Annotated in this window: 13 protein-coding genes and 1 pseudogene; 9 read left to right on the top strand and 5 right to left on the bottom strand. The window is 45.8% G+C overall.

Translation table 11 applies throughout. The features are described 5' to 3' along the window. Positions 1-169: 169 nt before the first annotated feature. From NHN17_RS14290 to NHN17_RS25975, 3 genes and pseudogenes are all read left to right on the top strand, one after another. A pseudogene (locus tag NHN17_RS14290) lies at positions 170-355 on the top strand (aspartate kinase); the annotation flags it as partial. Between the two features lie 157 nt (positions 356-512). Continuing rightward, complete coding sequence (gene malE, locus NHN17_RS14285) at positions 513-1682, top strand: maltose/maltodextrin ABC transporter substrate-binding protein MalE (RefSeq protein ID WP_373689566.1); 1170 nt, start codon at positions 513-515, stop codon at positions 1680-1682. A gap of 104 nt (positions 1683-1786) precedes the next feature. Further along, entirely contained in the window at positions 1787-4606 is a 2820-nt protein-coding gene (locus NHN17_RS25975; RefSeq protein ID WP_255043242.1) for an amylo-alpha-1,6-glucosidase, read from the top strand. A gap of 165 nt (positions 4607-4771) precedes the next feature. Here the strand turns inward: NHN17_RS25975 and NHN17_RS14275 are convergent, their stop codons facing one another. After that, positions 4772-4954 carry a hypothetical protein gene (locus tag NHN17_RS14275; protein WP_255043241.1) on the bottom strand — a complete coding sequence of 61 codons (183 nt, stop codon included), beginning with the start codon at positions 4952-4954 and terminating at the stop codon, positions 4772-4774. A gap of 331 nt (positions 4955-5285) precedes the next feature. Beyond that, complete coding sequence (malK, locus tag NHN17_RS14270) at positions 5286-6395, bottom strand: maltose/maltodextrin ABC transporter ATP-binding protein MalK (protein WP_255043240.1); 1110 nt, start codon at positions 6393-6395, stop codon at positions 5286-5288. A 607-nt stretch (positions 6396-7002) separates the two neighbouring features. Here malK and malE (NHN17_RS14265) point away from each other — a divergent pair. The 4 genes from malE (NHN17_RS14265) to NHN17_RS14250 all read left to right on the top strand — a co-directional run bounded on the left by malE (NHN17_RS14265) (position 7003) and on the right by NHN17_RS14250 (position 11179). Continuing rightward, on the top strand, positions 7003-8184 hold the full coding sequence (gene malE, locus NHN17_RS14265) for a maltose/maltodextrin ABC transporter substrate-binding protein MalE (RefSeq protein WP_255043239.1): 1182 nt from the start codon (positions 7003-7005) through the stop codon (positions 8182-8184). A gap of 65 nt (positions 8185-8249) precedes the next feature. Next, positions 8250-9833: a maltose ABC transporter permease MalF gene (malF, locus tag NHN17_RS14260; protein ID WP_255043238.1), complete on the top strand. Its 1584-nt coding sequence runs from the start codon at positions 8250-8252 to the stop codon at positions 9831-9833. Positions 9834-9844: 11 nt separating this feature from the next. Beyond that, on the top strand, positions 9845-10735 hold the full coding sequence (gene malG / locus NHN17_RS14255; protein WP_107349021.1) for a maltose ABC transporter permease MalG: 891 nt from the start codon (positions 9845-9847) through the stop codon (positions 10733-10735). Between the two features lie 240 nt (positions 10736-10975). Beyond that, complete coding sequence (locus NHN17_RS14250) at positions 10976-11179, top strand: hypothetical protein (protein WP_255043237.1); 204 nt, start codon at positions 10976-10978, stop codon at positions 11177-11179. Between the two features lie 517 nt (positions 11180-11696). Here NHN17_RS14250 and NHN17_RS14245 read toward each other — a convergent pair. Together NHN17_RS14245 and NHN17_RS14240 are read right to left on the bottom strand one after the other, a co-directional pair. Next, entirely contained in the window at positions 11697-12251 is a 555-nt protein-coding gene (locus NHN17_RS14245; RefSeq protein ID WP_255043236.1) for a DUF1415 domain-containing protein, read from the bottom strand. Positions 12252-12409: 158 nt separating this feature from the next. Then, the gene (locus NHN17_RS14240; RefSeq protein ID WP_255043235.1) at positions 12410-14410 is read right to left on the bottom strand and encodes an exoribonuclease II; all 2001 of its coding nucleotides are present in this window, start codon (positions 14408-14410) and stop codon (positions 12410-12412) included. Positions 14411-14787: 377 nt separating this feature from the next. Between NHN17_RS14240 and NHN17_RS14235 the strand changes: the two genes are divergently transcribed. Together NHN17_RS14235 and NHN17_RS14230 are read left to right on the top strand one after the other, a co-directional pair. Next, entirely contained in the window at positions 14788-16680 is a 1893-nt protein-coding gene (locus tag NHN17_RS14235) for a DEAD/DEAH box helicase (RefSeq protein ID WP_255043234.1), read from the top strand. 203 nt (positions 16681-16883) lie between these two features. Further along, positions 16884-18590 carry a phospho-sugar mutase gene (locus NHN17_RS14230; RefSeq protein ID WP_255043233.1) on the top strand — a complete coding sequence of 569 codons (1707 nt, stop codon included), beginning with the start codon at positions 16884-16886 and terminating at the stop codon, positions 18588-18590. A 69-nt stretch (positions 18591-18659) separates the two neighbouring features. Here the strand turns inward: NHN17_RS14230 and NHN17_RS14225 are convergent, their stop codons facing one another. Next, on the bottom strand, positions 18660-19109 hold the full coding sequence (locus NHN17_RS14225; protein WP_255043232.1) for an exoribonuclease R: 450 nt from the start codon (positions 19107-19109) through the stop codon (positions 18660-18662). Positions 19110-19198: the final 89 nt, after the last annotated feature.

Genomic DNA, 19198 nt, shown 5'->3' with positions numbered 1-19198 from the left:
AGACCCTGATCTCGACGCTTTACTGCCCTGGAACTTCGCTCATTAATACTCGCCCCGTGGGATCATGGGGCGCATACAAATGACTAACTATGATGTGGCTGTTCAGTTGGCAAACTTAGGGATGGAGGCCTACATCCTAATGCTGCGGCAGGCTTACGTGAAAGTGGCATTGGCTCAGGGCGTGATTTCGTTAATGAATAATGGGGTAACGCCGATCGCGATGCACTCTTCTATGCGTAATGTAGATGTACAGTTTGTGGTAAGTGACAACGAATATCAGCAAGCCATACGTGCCCTGTATTGTGAGTTTTTTGAAGGGCGGAGTAAGACCGTATTTGATAGTAAAGTCGCATGATGCCGCTAAGTTTCTATATCTACAAAATGTGTTCAATTTCACAGAGTTGAGTCAACATAAGGGGGGCGTAGGCTGGGGGGGGATGCTCATCTTGAGTCGGAGGAGGAAAATGCTTGGGTCGAATAAAAATAACTTGGAAATATCTATGAAACGTGTGATGAAATCCTTCGCTCAGTGCTCTTTGACTGCTGCTCTTGCTTTTCCTATGGCTGCCTCTGCGATGCAGGAAGGTGAAATTCTTATTTGGATTAATGGCGACAAAGGTTATGAAGGCTTAGCTGAAGTCGGTCGTCAATTTGAAGAAGACACTGGGGTAAAAGTTAATGTTCAATACCCTGATTCACTGGAAGCTAGATTTCAGCAAGTTGCGGCAACAGGTGGCGGTCCTGATATTATTTTTTGGGCTCATGACCGTTTTGGCGGTTATGCGAAATCTGGCCTTCTCACTAAAGTTACGCCGTCAGAAGAATTTAAAAATAAGCTCGTCGACTTTAGCTGGGATGCCGTAACTTATGATGGTCAACTTGTTGGTTATCCGATCGCATTGGAATCCCCCTCGCTGATTTACAACAAAGATTTATTACCTGAGCCACCAACAACGTGGGAAGAGCTGTACGAGATCGAAAAACAAATGTCGGCCAAAGGCAAGAAAGCCATTATGTGGGATGTGAAGAATGCGTACTTCACTTGGCCTATGATTTCAGCGAATGGAGGCTATGCGTTTAAGAAAACTGATACTGGCTTTGATGGCAAGCAAATTGGTGTTAACAACGAAGCCGGTGTGGCTGGTCTGAGTTTCTTGGTTAGTTTATCTAATAAAGGGGTTGTATCAGCGGATATGGATTACGCCGTTTCCGAGTCTGAATTCAATAAAGGCAATGTGGCGATGACCATCAATGGTCCTTGGTCTTGGACTAACCTTGATAAATCTAATATTAACTACGGTGTTGCGGTATTCCCAACCTTGGATGGCGGTAAATCAAACCCATTCGTTGGTGTATTAAGTGCGGGTATCAACGCGGCAAGTCCTAACACTGACTTAGCGGTTGAGTTCCTAGAAAACTACCTAATCACAGATGAAGGCCTAGCGAAGGTTAACGATGACAAGCCGTTGGGTGCTGTGACGTTGAAATCTTTTCAGCAAGAATTGTCTAAAGACAGCCGTATTGCCGCGACCATGACCAATGCGGAAAACGGCGAAATCATGCCGAACATCCCTGAAATGACCGCTTACTGGTTCGCTGAAGGGGCTGCTATCGAGAATGCGCTTCAAGGTCGCCAAACGGTTCAAGAAGCACTAGATACAGCAGCTTCTCAGATCCGTTGATTCGAACCAGGCATGTCTGGATAAACAGTAAACATAATATTATGCGCAGCTCTTTTGGGAGAGTCTGTGCATTTTTGTAATGAACGACGACCCAAGGATTACACGTGAACACAATTGATCAAGCACCTTTTCACGAACCGTTATATGTCAAAGGAACTTTTAACGGGTGGGGTGATGACACGCCAATGATGTATATGGGTAACGGTTGTTATCAAGCGATTGTTTGTTTTTCGGCAGATCTTCATCATTTCAAAATTTCCGATCAGCAAGGCAGTGAAGCGTTCAGTTTTGCCGCCGATAAGTACAAAGCTGTTGCTTGTGAGTTAAAGCAGCTTCTGCCACTGATCCCAGCAAAAGGGATCGGCAACGACCTTACTTTTATGGCACCTGAGACGGGGCTGTATACTCTTTCTGTATATGCTTCAGATGAAAGCGTGGAGATAGTGATTGAAGCTGGTGGTGAAAACCTTGATAGCGAGCCGAACCGTGAATTGTTCAATGCCTCGTTTTCAGTGGTTGCGGATCAGGGGCAAGTTGTCGGTAAGGGAAGAACTGTTCTAGAGCCAGAGCCACTGTTTGAGGCGTTGGCGATCAGTGTTGAGCAAAGTGCTCCCTTTGTATTCGGCGATAATATTGATGGTTATTTTGATGGTGTCACCCATGGCTATGTGGCGTCCGGTAAGTATCGCCATAAGCAAGGCTGGTACCTTGGAGCGATGGCGTCATTTGTCGATGGTGTACTCAATGATAAAACCTCAGCACCAGAAGCGCGTATCTATCCGTACGGTGTTACTCATGCCTTTAGCAATGGGTCTGATGACAACATTGAAGAAACCTTTATGTTATTTTCGGGGCAGCAAAGCCGTCAGCGCAGTGCAGCAGTCAGGGTACGTGCCGATAAGCCTGCGACGTTGGCTATAGCCCCTCAGCTAAACCTTGCTATAGATAGCTCGTCAGTGACGGCATTCGAGGGTGGGGTGGTGTACTCGCTTGCGAATGAATTGCGCCAACCGGGTACGCCATCGTTTATCGCCCTTTGCGCTAATCGGGCGTTCGGTTTTAAAGAAACCACATTTGACGAAACGCCAGATCTGAAAGACAAGCTTCACCTGAGTGGTCACCATGTCAAACCATTATTGACCTCTACCGAGCCACAAACCGAGATGACGATATATATGGCCTTTGCCGAAAGTGAAGCAGAGGCAATCTCACAAGCGAAAGCGCTGGTTGACAATGATGGGGTGAGTATTCACCTGCAACAGGTGTATGACATGTTGACCCATTCTTATGTTTGGACATCAGATAGGGAATACAACCGGGCTTTGATGTGGGCGAAAGCGTCCGGGAAAGTATTCGTTTCAACGGAATTTGGTAAGGGGATTTGGGCTGGCTTACCATGGTTCAAAGACTGCTGGGGGCGTGACTCCTTTATTGCTGTACCGGGGATCACCTTGGTCAATGGCGACTTTGAAGATGCCAAGACCATTATTGATAACTTCGCCTCGATGCAATTGAGTGATGAAAGCAGTGTTAATTTTGGCCGCATCCCTAACAGGGTTACCAGCTTAACCAATATCATTTATAACACCACAGATGGTACGCCGTGGATGGTACGGGAAATCTGGGATTACCTGCGCTATAGCGGTGACAAAGACTATGCTGCGGCTATTTACCCAGTGGTTCAAACCTATATTGCGGGTATAGAGAAGCACTACCTTGATGAACATGGTTTGATGACTCACCGTGACCCTGATACCTGGATGGATGCCAAACTGGAAGGTAAGCTGCCTTGGTCTGCCCGTGGTACCCGTGCCAATGACATTCAGGCTCTGTGGTACACCAGCTTATTGGTCGCTGTCGAGTTGGCGAAGTTAACCGACGATGTGCAGGGGAGTGAGCATTATCAAAAAATGGCCGAGCAGGTAAGGGTGAGCTTCCAAAATCTGTTTTGGGATCATGAGCAGCAAAAGTTGGCGGATCGCCTTTATACTGATGACCAGCGTGATTTGCAGGTTCGATCTAACCAGTTGATGACAGTAACGGTACCGTTTGATAATGGTTTATTGGAAAAAGCCATTGGTGCCAAGGTCGTGAAGAATGCCGTCAGTGAGTTGCTGCTCCCATGGGGGATCATGTCACTGTCGCAGCATGATCCTATTTTCCATCCATACCATGCTAATCGTAACGAGTACCACAAAGATGCCGCATACCATAACGGTACCATTTGGGGGTGGAATGCTGGTTTTACTGTTTCAAGCTTGATTGGGTATGGCTACGCTGATTTTGCTTATCAGCTAACCAAGAATCTTTCTGAGCAGATATTGTATTTAGGTCACCGTGGGGCAATGAGTGAAAACCTTGATGCGTTTTTGAATGAACAAGGTGGACTTACACCGACAGGAACCTATGCTCAAGCATGGTCGGTGTCAGAGTTTACACGTAATGGTTATCAGGACTACATCGGTTTTAAGCCTGAAATGTTATCAGGTAAGATTGTGTTGGCACCTTGTTTACCCTCTGCATGGCAGCAGTTTGATGCCGAGCTACGTTTTGGTGAATCTAATGCGCTGTTAGTGAGTTACCAACATAATGAACAAGGGCTGCAATGTTTTGAGTTGCAGTACAAGAGTCATAATTCTGTTCAGCTTGAGCTGCATTTGATGGCAAAGGACAAAGCGAAGTATCAACTCTTGATTAATGCCGATGAATTACCCGCTGAGGTCAAGTTTGATCCTGCAAACACATCAGTTACCGTGAATGGTCAGTGTCGTGATCTTGTACTTGTTCAGCCAAGTTTTGTGCCAGTCATGGGAGATCTTAGTTTTGCCGAACCGAATCATTCTTTGGCATTTCCTGTACTGCAAGGTCAGCATGTATTGCAGCAACAAGTCGAACGTGCTGATCTTGCCCTAGCCGCAGACTGACAGTATCAAACAATAGAATATTTATACCAACCTACATAAATACTTGATCAACTACTTATTCAGACTGGTATTAGCCATCCGGTTTAGAATCAAAAATCAAAAGCGCTGTGATTGCAGCGCTTTTGTTTGGTCGTCGGTCAACTAGCTAAAGGAGCAGCACGATTTTCAGTCGAATTCCATATAGGTACGCCCTTCAAGGGAGTAGGGTTCATTGTCATCGTATAGGTTTCGTTGCCCTCTCAGCTTTTGCATCTTGGCCTCAAGTGCTTTTGCTTCTTGGTAATTGCCCTCTTGATAAGCTAAATGGATGCGTTGTTCGATATCTTCGATTCTATCATGGCTGCTCATGTCATGATCCTCCATACCAAAGTCATACCCGTAGATTAGCGATATAACCAACTTGCGGTTTCAGTTTTAGTGTAGGAGCGGATTCACTCCTATTCCACCCTTTACTGAATTGGAAGGCTTTTGGATCAATGAATGTACAATTTTTCTGTCATTGAGATGAAACGATTGGCTCCGGCGGTATCACGGTTGATCCCATCGGCATAGTTATTGAAATGGCATTTTAGGTGTTTAAAGCGACGACGAATAAGAGCTGAAAACTCAACGGTTCAGTCATGGTATAGCGCCGTTGGGTTTAATCAACAGCGCTTTAGTTAGAAAGGAGAACTGGTTTTTATTCGCAAGGTTCTTTGTGTAGGCGTTGGCAAGCGTTGCCATCACTGTGGAATAGGTGGCAGCGATGCGCAGGAATATCTAATTTGAACAAATCGCCAGCATCTACGTTGATTGTATCAGGACGGCGGTAGATGAAGTCGGCATCCATATGCTCAAGGTGTAGGTAAGCTTGGGTCTCATAACCAAGTTTTTCAACCACTTGTACTTTACCTTCAATTGTTGCATCGCCTTCGCCAGCGGGTACCAAATGTTCAGGGCGAACACCCAGTGACATACGGTCGCCTTTGGTCACTGTTGTTCCATCAACTGGGATCCAGAATGCATTGCCGTCAGCCATTTGAACCATGACACGCTCTGCTTCAACCTGTTCGATGAATACGCTCATGAAGTTCATTTTTGGTGACCCGATGAAGCCTGCAACAAAGCGGTTTTTCGGGTAATGGTAAAGTTCCAGTGGTTTACCGACCTGAGAAACATAGCCGCCATCAAGAACCACGATCTTTTGTGCCATGGTCATCGCTTCAACCTGATCGTGCGTAACGTAGATCATGGTGCAACCCAACTGCTTGTGCAGTTTGGCAATTTCGATACGCATTTGCACACGTAACGCGGCATCAAGGTTAGAAAGGGGTTCATCCAGTAGGAACACATTGGGTTGGGAAACCAAAGTTCGACCGATTGCAACACGCTGACGCTGGCCACCAGAAAGGGCCTTTGGTTTACGCTCAAGAAGATGGCCAAGCTGAAGGATGTCTGCTGCGTGGTCAACACGGCGTTTAGTTTCGTCCTTGTCGGCTTTAGCCAGCTTCATGCCGAAAGACATGTTGTCGAACAGGTTAAGGTGAGGGTAAAGTGCATATGATTGGAATACCATGCCCACCCCACGTTCTGACGGTGGTACGTCATTCATGCGCTCTTCGCCAATGTACAAATCACCGGAAGTGATGTCTTCTAGGCCAGCGATACAACGTAGAAGTGTTGACTTACCACAGCCTGATGGACCAACGAAGACAACGAACTCACCCTCAGCAATATCAAGATCAACGTTCTTCGATATCAGGTTATCTCCATATGCTTTACATACATTTCGTAAAGTAACACTCGTCATCGAGCCTATTCCTCTAAGTTGTTGTTGCCAGCAAGGCCTCATCTTATTCGCGCGTGACCTTGCGGGTAAAGAATTTTTCAGTGTAATTGAAGAAAAACTGGGTAGAGCGTCATTCATTAAGGGAATAGACGTCTACCCTGACCAAATCCAAATTATCTACTTCCCCAAGAAATAAAATGGTGCTGTCGTCTTTAAAAGAGTGGTTAGTGCAAAAGTGCATTACCTAAGAAAAAAGAACAGTGTCTTCAACTACCCAGTGGGTATGGTTGTATTCTTGCTGAGGATGGGCACAGAAACATCCTCCTTTTAGATAAATAAAAAGGGGGATGAAGGGGGGAGGAGTGTTTGGATCACACTTTGTCATTGTAAGGGCTGAAGGACTGTTTTATTCCCAGTAGTATGTGCGCTGTATCACAATCATCTGTCGTTATTAGATCTGCATCACTAAGCGAAACGACGGAGATCACGCTTTTCACACTTAGGGGGTGGGGGCGTAGGACACAGGATGATGCCGAGTGCTTGATACTGTTGGAAGATACAGACTGAAATTTGTATCGCGGAATACTTTTTGCGATACAGCCAATAACAATCATGAAGGATGTTAATAATGAAGAAAGTCCTCAGCACAGTCGCATTATGTACCCTTGCTGCTCTTAGCTCAGTCTCTGCACATGCAGCGATTGAAGAAGGTCAACTTACCATTTGGATTAATGGTGACAAAGGTTACAACGGCTTGGCAGAAGTAGGTAAACAGTTCGAAGAAGATACAGGTGTTAAAGTCACTGTCGCTTTCCCTGATAACCTTGCAGAGCGTTTCCCACAAGTTGCTGCTGCTGGTGATGGTCCGGATATTGTTTTCTGGGCTCACGACCGCTTCGGTGGCTACGCGAAAGCTGGCCTACTGGCAGAGATTAATCCATCTCAAGAGATGAAAGATAAAATCATCGACTTTACTTGGGATGCCGTATCCTACGATGGTAAATATGTAGGCTATCCTGTTGCTGTAGAAGCTCTTTCTCTAATTTACAACAAGGATCTTGTTCCAAATCCACCTAAAAACTGGGAAGACATCGAAGCACTAGACAAGACGCTTCAGAAAGATGGCAAGAAAGCGATCATGTGGAACCTAAAAGAACCATTCTTCACATGGCCAATCCTAACTGCTGATGGTGGTTATGCCTTCAAATTTACTGCGAACGGTTACGACGTGAAAGACGTAGGCGTAAATAACGCAGGTGCGAAATACGGTATGAACTTCATCAAGTCTCTGGTTGATAAGAAAGTTATCTCTCCAGATATGGACTACAGCATCTCTGAAGCTGAATTTAACAAAGGTACTGTTGCGATGACAATCAATGGCCCGTGGTCTTGGGGCAACATTGAGAAGTCTGGTATCGACTACGGTGTCACTCTACTTCCTAAGCTAAACGGTAACCCGTCTAAACCTTTTGTTGGTGTTCTTACTGCGGGTATCAGCGCCGTTTCTCCTAACAAAGATCTAGCTGTTGAGTTCATCGAAAACTACTTACTGACTAACGAAGGTCTGGCTAAAGTAGATGCTGACAAGCCACTAGGTGCTGTTGCCCTGAAATCTTTCCAGCAGAAGCTTGATAAAGATGCCCGTATTGCTGCGACAATGGACAACGCAATGAACGGTGAAATCATGCCAAACGTTCCACAAATGACTGCTTTCTGGTACGCACAAGGTAACGCTATCCAGAACGTTGTTGACGGTCGCCAGGGTGTTGATGATGCCCTTGATGCAGCCGCTGGTCACATTCTTAAGTAATTCCTTTTACGGGGAGGGGAAACTCTCCCTATTTTTATTTGTCATTTTGCTAGCAAGGAGCTGAGATGCAGTCAGTTCAAGGTGCAGAACTTCTCGATTCACCTCAGGAACGTTCGAAATTAAATTATCGTAAGTGGCTGAAATGGTCACTACTAGGCATGATCGGTACGGTTAACGGTTATGCTACTGTCTTAATGTATGCTCAGGGTGAAATACCCTTCGCACTTCTTACCGTTGTTCTCACAGCTCTTGCTCTTTATATTTTTGGTAGTAAGAAAACCTACGCTCATCGCTATATCTATCCTGGTATTGCCGGGATGATTGTTTTCATTATCTTTCCGCTGATTTACACGGTCGGATTGGCATTTACTAACTACAGTGCCTCCAACCAGCTGTCTCTAGAGCGAGCGCAGACAGTACTTCAACAGCGTTCATTCTTGTCAGGTGATAGCTACGGTTTTGACTTGTATAAGGTTGATAACGGTCATCAGCTTATTATTAAAGCCAATGGCGACCTATTAGCCTCTGATGTATTTGATATCGCTAATCCGCCTGCAGAAGAGTTCATGCATCTGCGCGAGGTCAGTGCGGTGCAGGGTGAGAAAGAAATCATCCGTACTATTGTGCAAAACCGCTCTAACCTCAATAAGGTCGAGTTGGAGATGCCTAGCGGTGAACATATCCGCATGAGTGGTCTGCGAAAGTTTGCTGCTGAAACGGCACTATTCACTTTGCAGGAAGACGGAGAGTCACTGTTCAATAATCAAACTAACCAGTTGTTTAAGCCAAATTATGAAATTGGCTTTTATCAACCGGTTGATGCAAATGGTGATTTTGTAGAAAAGCCTATTTCTCCAGGGTTTGTGGTAGGCGTTGGTGCTGCTAACTTCGAACGAGTGCTGACGGATGACGGTATTAAAGAACCATTCCTCGGCATCTTCGTCTGGACTGTTGTTTTTGCTTTCCTTGCTGTTGCTCTGACGCTTGCATTGGGGATGATCCTTGCTGTTATCGTACAGTGGGAGCCGTTGAAAGGCAGTGGTATCTACCGCGTACTGCTTATTCTTCCTTATGCCGTACCGTCGTTTATCTCGATTCTTATCTTCAAGGGGTTATTCAACCAGAGCTTTGGTGAGATAAACATGTTGCTTGAAGCTATGTTTGGTATCAAGCCATCATGGTTCTCTGATCCGGTCATGGCCCGAGTGATGGTTGTATTGGTGAACACCTGGCTTGGTTTCCCTTACATGATGATTCTATGTATGGGTCTATTGAAGTCGATTCCTGAAGATCTGTATGAAGCCTCTGCCATTGATGGTGCCGGCCCTATCCAGAACTTCTTCAATATTACATTGCCAATGTTGATTAAACCGCTGACACCGCTACTAATTGCAAGCTTTGCGTTTAACTTCAACAACTTTGTAATGATTCAGCTATTGACCTCTGGTGGCCCGAACATGGTCGGTACTTCAGAGCCAGCAGGTTACACTGACTTGTTAGTAAGTTATACCTACCGTATTGCATTCGAAGGTGGCGGTGGTCAAGACTTCGGTCTAGCCGGTGCGATAGCAACAATTATCTTCATCTTGGTAGGTGGTATGGCACTACTTAACCTGAAATTTACCAACACTAAGCTTGAGCAGAACTAAGGAGAGACGTCATGCCAATGGTTCAACCTAAGTCATTAAAATATCGGGTATGGGCAACACACATTGGATTGTGCTTGTTCCTAGCGGCAACGATTTTCCCTTTATTGATGATTGTTGCTATCTCGCTGCGTGAAGGTAACTTTGCTGGTGGTGAGCTAATTCCAAGCAATCCAACGCTTGATCACTGGCGTTTAGCCTTGGGCTTCTCGGTGACAAACAGCGACGGAAGCGTAACACCACCACCATTCCCAGTACTTTTATGGCTGTGGAACACGGTGAAAGTGGCAGGCATTACCTCGGTAATCATTGTTGCTCTGTCGACAACCAGTGCTTATGCGTTCGCCCGTATGCGCTTCAAAGGCAAGAGCACCATCTTGAAAGGGATGATGATTTTCCAAATGTTCCCAGCAGTACTTGCTCTGGTTGCTCTTTATGCCTTGTTTGACCGTTTAGGCCAGTATATTCCATTCTTGGGGCTTAATACCCACGGTGGCCTGATTTTCTCTTACCTTGGTGGTATTGCACTGCATGTATGGACAATCAAAGGGTATTTTGAAACGATTGATGGCTCGTTAGAAGAAGCTGCAGCCTTGGATGGCGCAACACCGTGGCAGGCATTCCGCTTGGTATTGTTGCCACTTTCCGTGCCAATTCTTGCTGTGGTGTTCATCCTATCGTTCATCGGTGTGGTAACCGAAGTGCCGGTAGCGTCACTGCTATTGACTGATGTTAACAACTATACATTAGCTGTTGGTATGCAGCAGTACCTGTACCCGCAGAACTATCTATGGGGTGACTTTGCAGCCGCAGCAGTATTGTCAGCGATTCCAATCACGACAGTATTCTTGTTGGCCCAGAAATTCTTGGTGGGTGGCCTGACTTCAGGTGGTGTGAAAGGGTAATACATAAACGGTTAACCCTATATCATGAAAAAATTGAAACCGGATGCCAAGGCATCCGTTTTTTTTGTCATTAAGACATAAGAAGTTATCTTTCTTTCGTAATAGTGATTCTCATAAATAAAACGTGGGGCGTTATATCTAGGGCTAGAAGTAGCACGCCGCTTTTACTTCAGTTATTACCTGCTACGCTTTTAGAGTTGGTTTTCGTTGTAAATAAACCGTAACTCGTGGAGGCTTCTAATGAAAAAAATGTTTGTTCTGATGATGCTTGCTTTCTCTAGCTTTACTTTTGCCAACTCTTCCTCTGGTCACAGTGGTGGTAGTACTGTCTCAACACCACAAATCATATGTATGTATGAAGGGAAGATACTGGGTGTAACGGCTATTCCCGCCTATGAGTGTACGAAATTGAAAAAAGAGATGAAGGAAGGGTCAAACAAGTAATTGACCACTTTTTAGAGATTAAAGTGATCAGAAATACTGGTCACTTTCATTTTATAAAGTGAACTTTTATTAAGTAAATTATCTTACCTATCAGTTTACTAGCCTACAAATTTGTCACTTATTACTTTCAGAATACGCAAAAGGTTTTTTTGAATAAATAATGAATTTTAGGTGTTTATACCTTCTTTATGGTTTCACATTTTAATGTGGGCTGATAGAATCATTTGAGTAGGGTATAAATGATTACCTTCAGAGATAATAAGAAGATGCTTGTTTTCACTTAGGCAAGCAACTCCCGGGCTTAGTGCCTAGCAATGGTTTGGCCGCCGATCTGCTAGGGTTAGCTAGGTCCCACATTTATATTGGCGTTGCTGCATAGCTGGCTTACTTTTGCAAGAAGAGTAAGTTTATTGGTAACCAAAACCCGACAACTTGTTCGGGTTTTTTTATCTTTATGTATTCATTAATGATAAAAAGCCAGCCAGCCAGGCTGTTGTACAGCCCTGCGAGTCTGATATTACTTCAAAAATGGAAATAACCGAGCTACATCTTCTTCGGTTAAGCTCTCTACGCATTCAATATTACGTTCAGGGATACCTTCTGGATCGGGGTAGTGCTTCAATACCTTTTCCATACTCCCTTCACGGATAAGGTGAAAAATTGGGTAAGGAGATCGGTTTGTTAAGTTCTCGGCATCATCCGGTTCGGTACCGTGGAAACAGTAATCAGGGTGAAAGCTCGCGATTTGGTAGATACCTTGATATCCCATTTGGAATACAAGAGCATCGATAAGATCGAGATATTGGTTATAGTCGGCAAAGTCACTGAACAGGTTTGGCGTGACGACTAAGGTGGTTTCCAATTCTTCTACAGGCGTACTATCCAGTTTCTGAAGTTGCTGATAGATTTCTTCAAGTATCACCTCTTCATTTGACGCCTCAGAAATGAAAATCTGAATTTGTTCATTACGATTAGGTTTAGCGGCAAAAGGGCAAAGGTTGAGCCCGATGACGACGTCTTCCAACCATTGTTTTACCTGTTGATGTACTTCTTCGTATTTATAATTTTGCATAGCTGACTTTTTATTTTGGCCATTGAGCATGATGCCAACCTACATAAATACTTGAGCAATTACTTATCCAGATTGGTATGACTAGTTATGTATAAGTTATGTTGAGTATACAAAAAAGGCCAGCAAGTGCTGGCCCTTTGATTGATTGTCGTTGTCGATTAAGCCTCTGCGGACTCTGCCGGGGCTGTTTCTGCTTCTGGTGCCGGGAACTGTTTAACAGGCTTTGCAACGAGTTGACGAGTCGCAGAGCGTACCTCGGCAATAGTCACTTCAAGCTGATCACCAAGTTGGTACTCTTTTTCCTTATCGATGCTCACGATACCCAGCTCACCGTTACACTCAATACGTGCTTTGTTGTCGATGATCAATGGGGCTGGGATGAAAGCGGCTGCGCCATTTTCCAGTAGACGAACACGCATGCCTGCACGGTTGATGTCGAAGATCTCAGCGGTAAATACAGTCGATTCCTTCACAGCATCTTTAAGCAGACGAACATACAACCAATCGGCAACATCGCGCTCAGCCATGCGATGGTTGCGGCGGTGAGTCGCGATCTCTTCACCCACACTGTCATCTGGTGTTTGGCTTGGTTCTTGTCCTGAGATAACCGCTTTAAGTAGGCGGTGGTTGATCATATCGCCATATTTACGGATTGGAGATGTCCACGTCGCGTACACATCTAACCCCATGGCATAGTGAGGGGCAGGTTTATTGCCAACTTCACTGTATGCTTGGAACTTACGTAGGCGGTTGTCAAGGTAAGTACTGTCTTGATCATTTAGCCACCGGCGAAGTGCACTGAAGCCTTCTAAAGTCAGTAGTTGATCTTTTTCGAACGGCGCCTCGGCTTTGGATAGGAAGTCCATTGCCGTATCCAGTTTCTCTGGGTTGAAACCGTTGTGGTAGTTATACACACCCAAATCGAATTTTTCTTTCAGCACGCGACCTGCACAGATATTTGCAGTGATCATCGCTTCTTCAATCATGCGATTGGCAGTACGGCGAGGATCGGTGTGAATCGCGACAACGTCGTTATCTTCACTCAGTTCGAAACGGTAGTCTGGACGATCTGGGAATACAACTGCATTGGTCGCACGCCATTCGCTGCGAGCAATAGCAAAACCATGCAGCGCTTTAATTTGCTCTAGGATAGTTTCGTTTGGAGTCCACTGGTCACAGCTGCCATTCTCAAGCAGATCAGAGACATGATCGTAAGCCAAGCGGCCTTGTGATTTTATCCAAGCAGCGAAGAAGTGGATGTCATCTTGGATAACACCGTCTTTATCAATGCTGACACGGCAACAAATTGTTGGACGCTTTTCTTCTTCTAGTAAAGAGCAGAGTTCATCACTTAACTCACGAGGTAGCATTGGGATATTACGACCCGGTAAATAGATGGTGAAACCACGCTCACGTGCTTCCTTATCCATTTTTTCACCGACTGCGATATAAGACGTTGGATCAGCAATGGCAATGGTGATTTCAAAACTGCCATCACCTTTAGCAACGGTGTAAATAGCATCGTCCATATCTTTGGTCGATTCACCGTCGATAGTAATGAAAGGAAGGTCGGTCAGATCTTCGCGTTCTAGACCTTCTTCAAGCATCGACCAACTATCCTGCGGTGCAGGTTCAGCTTTTGGTAGGTCATGACGAGCCAGTGTTACCCACCATGGCGCGATCTTGTCGTTACTGTCGGTGATCTTTTGTTTAATTTCACAGAAGAAAGTTTTGTTGTCACCAACCAGCGGGTGACGTGTCATGTTGGCAACAACCCAGTCACCCTCTTTGAGTAATTCTGGGTTAAGGCCTTTGACAGGGCGAGCTTTAACGGCATCTTTCAGCTGCGGGTGATCGGGAACAACATGCAAGCGATCACGAATAAGCTTCACTCGTCCAATAAAGCGAGTAACGAATTGTTCAATCAGTTCCTGTGGCTCGGCAACCTCACGTTCCTTTTCCGTACGAATAACGGCCATAACACGGTCACCGTGCATAACGTTTTTCATATAGTTAGGTGGAATGAAGTAGCTTTCCTTGTTGTCGACTTCAAGAAAGCCAAAGCCACGGTCAGTTGCTTTGATGTTGCCTTCTTTTTTAGGAAGCGTTTCCTGAATTTGTTTTTTAAGCTGTGCTAGTAAAGGATTATCTTGAAACATGATGCCCGATCTCAGGTTGTTAACATGCACACTATAAAGTTTTCAGCCCATAAAACCAAGCTTCGGCCCAGTCCTGTTACCTGATTATCAGGTTTATAGAAGAGGGCATATAAAAGGAGGGGCTAATTGAAACGTGTTTTAAATGAAATCAGTAGTGAGTTTTTCACTAAAAAAGATGCTCTGTTGCACTTATTGTATGAATTGTAGGTACTTGAAGGTTAATTTGTGACAGTGCTCAATTTTTTCTGGCTTTTTATCTTGTATTGGCGCACAATGCGCGCCTCTATAGTCGAGGCCCAAGCTTGTGGTTGCTGTTGCAGAACCGTTTATTAGCATTAGGGGCCCCGTTTTACGTTAGATCATTTATTGGGATCCCAATGCAAGAATCTGTTACAGAATTTCGTCAGTTAGAACTGGCCGACACACTATTATCCGCACTAGACTCAATGGGCTTCGTTGCGCCGACACCTATCCAGGCGGCGTCTATTCCTCTTCTACTTACTGGTGCTGATGCACTAGGTAAAGCACAAACAGGTACAGGTAAAACAGCTGCATTCTCTTTGCCTCTACTAAACAAGTTGGATCTTGGTCAGCATAAGCCTCAGGCTATTGTTATGGCTCCAACTCGTGAACTAGCAATCCAGGTTGCTGCTGAAATTAAAGTTCTAGGTCAAAACATCAAGGGCCTTAAAGTACTAGAGATCTACGGTGGTGCATCTATCGTTGATCAAATGCGTGCACTGAAAAATGGTGCTCACATTGTTGTTGGTACTCCAGGTCGTGTGAAAGATTTAATCTCTCGTGACCGCCTGCACCTTGATGAAGTTAGTACGTTTGTACTTGATGAAGCCGATGAAATGCTAAAAATGGGCTTTGTTGATGACGTAACTTGGATCATGGAACAAGCACCAGTGTCAGCTCAGCGCGTATTGTTCTCGGCAACTATGCCTCCAATCGTTAAGCAAATTGTTGACCGCTTCCTACGTAACCCTGAGCGTATTGACGTTGCTGGTGAAAACCGTACTGTTTCTCAAGTTGAGCAGCAGTTCTGGGTTGTTAAAGGCGTAGAGAAAGACGAAGCAATGATGCGTCTTCTTGAAACAGAAGAGACTGATGCATCAATCGTATTCGTTCGTACCCGTCAGGATACTGAGCGTCTAGCTGATTGGTTGTCTGCTCGTGGTTTCAAAGCTGCAGCACTTCACGGTGATATCCCTCAGTCACTGCGTGAGCGTACTGTTGATCACATCAAAAAAGGTGTTATCGATATCCTAGTTGCGACTGACGTTGTTGCTCGTGGTCTTGATGTTCCGCGTATTACTCACGTGTTTAACTACGACATCCCATTCGATGTTGAATCATACATCCACCGTATTGGTCGTACTGGCCGTGCTGGACGTGCAGGTAAAGCGATCTTGTTGGTTCGTACTAACCAGATCCGCATGCTGCGTACAATCGAGCGTGTAACTAAGTCTCGTATGGAAGAAATCCAACTTCCAAACCGTGATCTTGTTGCAGCTTCTCGCCTGAACCGTTTGGGTCAGGAGCTAGAAGCTCAGAAAGAAGAATCTAGCCTAGAAGCATTCGTTGAGCTTGTAGAAAAACTACAAGAAACCATCGAAGTTGATGCTGCGACACTTGCTGCAATGCTACTTAAGCGTCAGCAGGGTAACCGTCCTTTGTTCTACAAAGGTCCAGACCCAATGATCGCTGCTATCGAGCGTGAGAAGCAACGTCGTGAGCGTCGTCGTGATGACCGTGGTGGCGAACGTGGCGGTGAGCGTGGCGAACGTCGTGAGCGCCGCACTTACAACAACGCTGACTGGGATACTTACCAGCTTCAGGTTGGCCGTGAGCAAGGTGTTCAGGTTAAAGATATCGTTGGCGCTATCGCAAACGAACTAGGCCTAAGCAAAGAGTTCATCGGTGCGATTAAACTAGCTCCTGGTCACACGTATGTTCAACTACCTAAGAAGATGACAAGTGAAGTCGCTTCTCAGCTTAAGAAACTACGCATTCGCCAGAACGAAGTTAAAGCTGTTGTTGTAGCTGATGACGTACTACGTGAGCACCGTCGTGACGGCAACCGTGATGGTAACCGTGGCGGCTACCGTGGTAACCGTGACGGTAACCGCGAAGGCGGTCGTCCACGTCGTGAAGGCGAGCGTCGTTTCGACCGCAACCGTGGTGGTGATAACCGTGGTAGCTACCGTGGTGAGCGTAACCATGGTGCTCCTCAGCGTGACCGTAAGCCTCGCTTCGAAGATTAATCAGCTCAGATTTAACAATCTAGTGTGATGAATTATAAATCCAGCCCTCACCGGCTGGATTTTTTTATGCTTGCGATAAATCCCTGCATCTTCTAATGACTTATTTTTCATATTGTTAAGTCTGCTTTTTGAGACAGATATAATTGTCCCTTGTGGCGCACGCTCTATACTATTCCAAATGGCAATTTATTGGGAATGTCGACATGTCACCAGAAGTCTCAACATGGTTAGCACGGGATCCCGATCCTATTACACGAGAAGAGCTTCAACAGTTAGTAGAAGCCAATCGCCAGTCAGAACTGGCGGAGAGGTTTTCTGCTCGTTTGGCATTTGGTACTGCGGGGTTACGCGGTATTGTGGGGGCTGGGCCAAACCGGATGAATCGGTTGGTCATTCAAGAAACGTCTTTGGGGCTGGGAAAATATCTGCTTCAGAAAAATGCCCAGTCAGCGTCAAAGGGAGTGGTGATTGGTTATGATGGTCGGCCTGATTCTCGTCAGTTTGCTCATGATGCAGCATCAATGCTCACCTCTTTGGGGATCCGGGTTTATCTGACCGAAAAAGTGGCTCCTACCCCTGTTGTTGCTTTTGGTGTACGCCATCTTGAAGCTGTTGCAGGCGTGGTTGTCACTGCTAGCCATAACCCGCCAGCGTACAATGGGTTCAAGGTGTACTGGGGCAATGGCGCACAAATAATCCCTCCACATGATTCAGGTATCGCCCAGCAGATAGATATTGCGGCCACTGAACCTCTGCCTGAACACTCAATTGATGATGCTGAACGAGAAGGCTTGCTAGTGTGGTTAAATGGTGATTTCTACACCGAATATCGAAAAGCACTCAATAATAGCGCCTTGCTTTCAAACCATAACGAGCCTGAAACGATGAGCTTGGCCTATACCGCAATGCATGGTGTTGGGGCCGAGTTGGCCGAGTCGCTTCTTGCAGATGCTGGGTTTAATCAGGTATACAGTGTCGCTGCTCAGCGAGAGCCGGATGGTCAATTCCCGACGGTTAATTTTCCTAATCCCGAAGAGCCGGGGGCGATGGATTTGGTCATCGCCGAAGCCGATAAACACCAGGCCATGCTGGCCTGTGCTAACGATCCCGATGCGGATCGGTTTGCCGTCGCTGTGCGAACCGAAGAAGGCACTTATCAAATGCTGTCTGGCGATCAGGTCGGTGTGTTGTTAGGTCACTACTTGTTGACCCATGCTGGGCCGACGCAAAACTTGGTGGGCACGACGATAGTTTCTTCGACGTTACTGGAGAAAATTGCTGAGTCGGTAGATGCCTCCTTCTTTCAGACGTTGACCGGGTTTAAGTGGCTGACGAATGTTGCAATGGAGAAACAGACTGAAGATAGCCAGTTCTTATTTGCTTATGAGGAAGCACTCGGTTACACCGTGGGTAATGTCGTATGGGATAAAGACGGTTTGTCTGCGCTCGTTGCGTTCGCACAGCTAGCTGCGGAACTCGCCGTGAAAGGGAAAACGGTGTGGGATCAGCTTGAGTCTATTTATCGTGAGCACGGCTTATATATCAATGCTCAGCGCAGTATTGCTTTACAGCCGGGAACCCCACCGATCGGTGATACACTCCGCGCAACGCCGCCGACGCAGATTGCAGGACGAGGTGTTGCCATTACCGATGACCTGAAAGTATCCCAGCGTATTCATGCCGACGGATTGGTAGAGCCGATAGATTTACCGCCGAGTGATGTGCTGATTTATCACCTAGATGATGGCTCTCGTGTCGTGGTTAGGCCATCAGGGACAGAGCCAAAGCTCAAGTGTTATTACGAGGTGGTTGAGGCAATGAGCCATGAAGATTGCTTTAATCATGTTCAGCAGCGCGCTGTAGAGGCGATGGACGACTTGATCAGCAAGCATCAGGCATCATTAGGGTAGCCTCGATACGCCAGCCAGAGCGAGCGGCTCTGGCTGGTGAAGATATTATGGTTAGGTATATACCGGTTATCAGTTACGCTTTTCGTTAAGTTCAGCGTAAGTATGAAGCAAGTCCGTCAGCGCTTTAATCCAGCCAAATGCGTCTTTTGGCGCGCTAACTAATATTTTTTCCACTTCTTCACAGTGTTGCTCAAGAGTGACTGCTTCTTCCAAGTTGAAGGACATGGCATAGAAGTGCCAAAGAACAAGGCGAGTCATACGTTCCGTATTTTGCTTGGCATTGTCTGATTCTTCGAAAGCAGTACTGACTTCACCAAGAGCAATAGCAGTCATACGCAGCATTGCATCAAACTGGGCTGATTTCATGCGATCTTCGCTGTCGATCTCTTCCTGTTCAAAGGTAAAGATTTCTTGCATCGTATCTTCAGGAACCATGCGGCCAATCACACGCAAGCTGAATTCTTCCAGTTCATGGCGTGGCATTGTCATTAGGCACTCTAGTTTGTAATCGCGTTCCATTTCATCTCTGCTTGGCTATCAGTTGTGGGGCGCGTATTTTGCGTGATTTTGACCGTAATATCCAGACATGAGGAGGGGTTAGGTCGTTT

This window comes from Photobacterium pectinilyticum, assembly GCF_024357955.1.
GTDB classification, from domain to species: domain Bacteria; phylum Pseudomonadota; class Gammaproteobacteria; order Enterobacterales; family Vibrionaceae; genus Photobacterium; species Photobacterium pectinilyticum.
The sequence above is the reverse complement of the archived record's forward strand: the minus strand, read 5'-3'. Positions and strand labels throughout refer to the sequence as shown.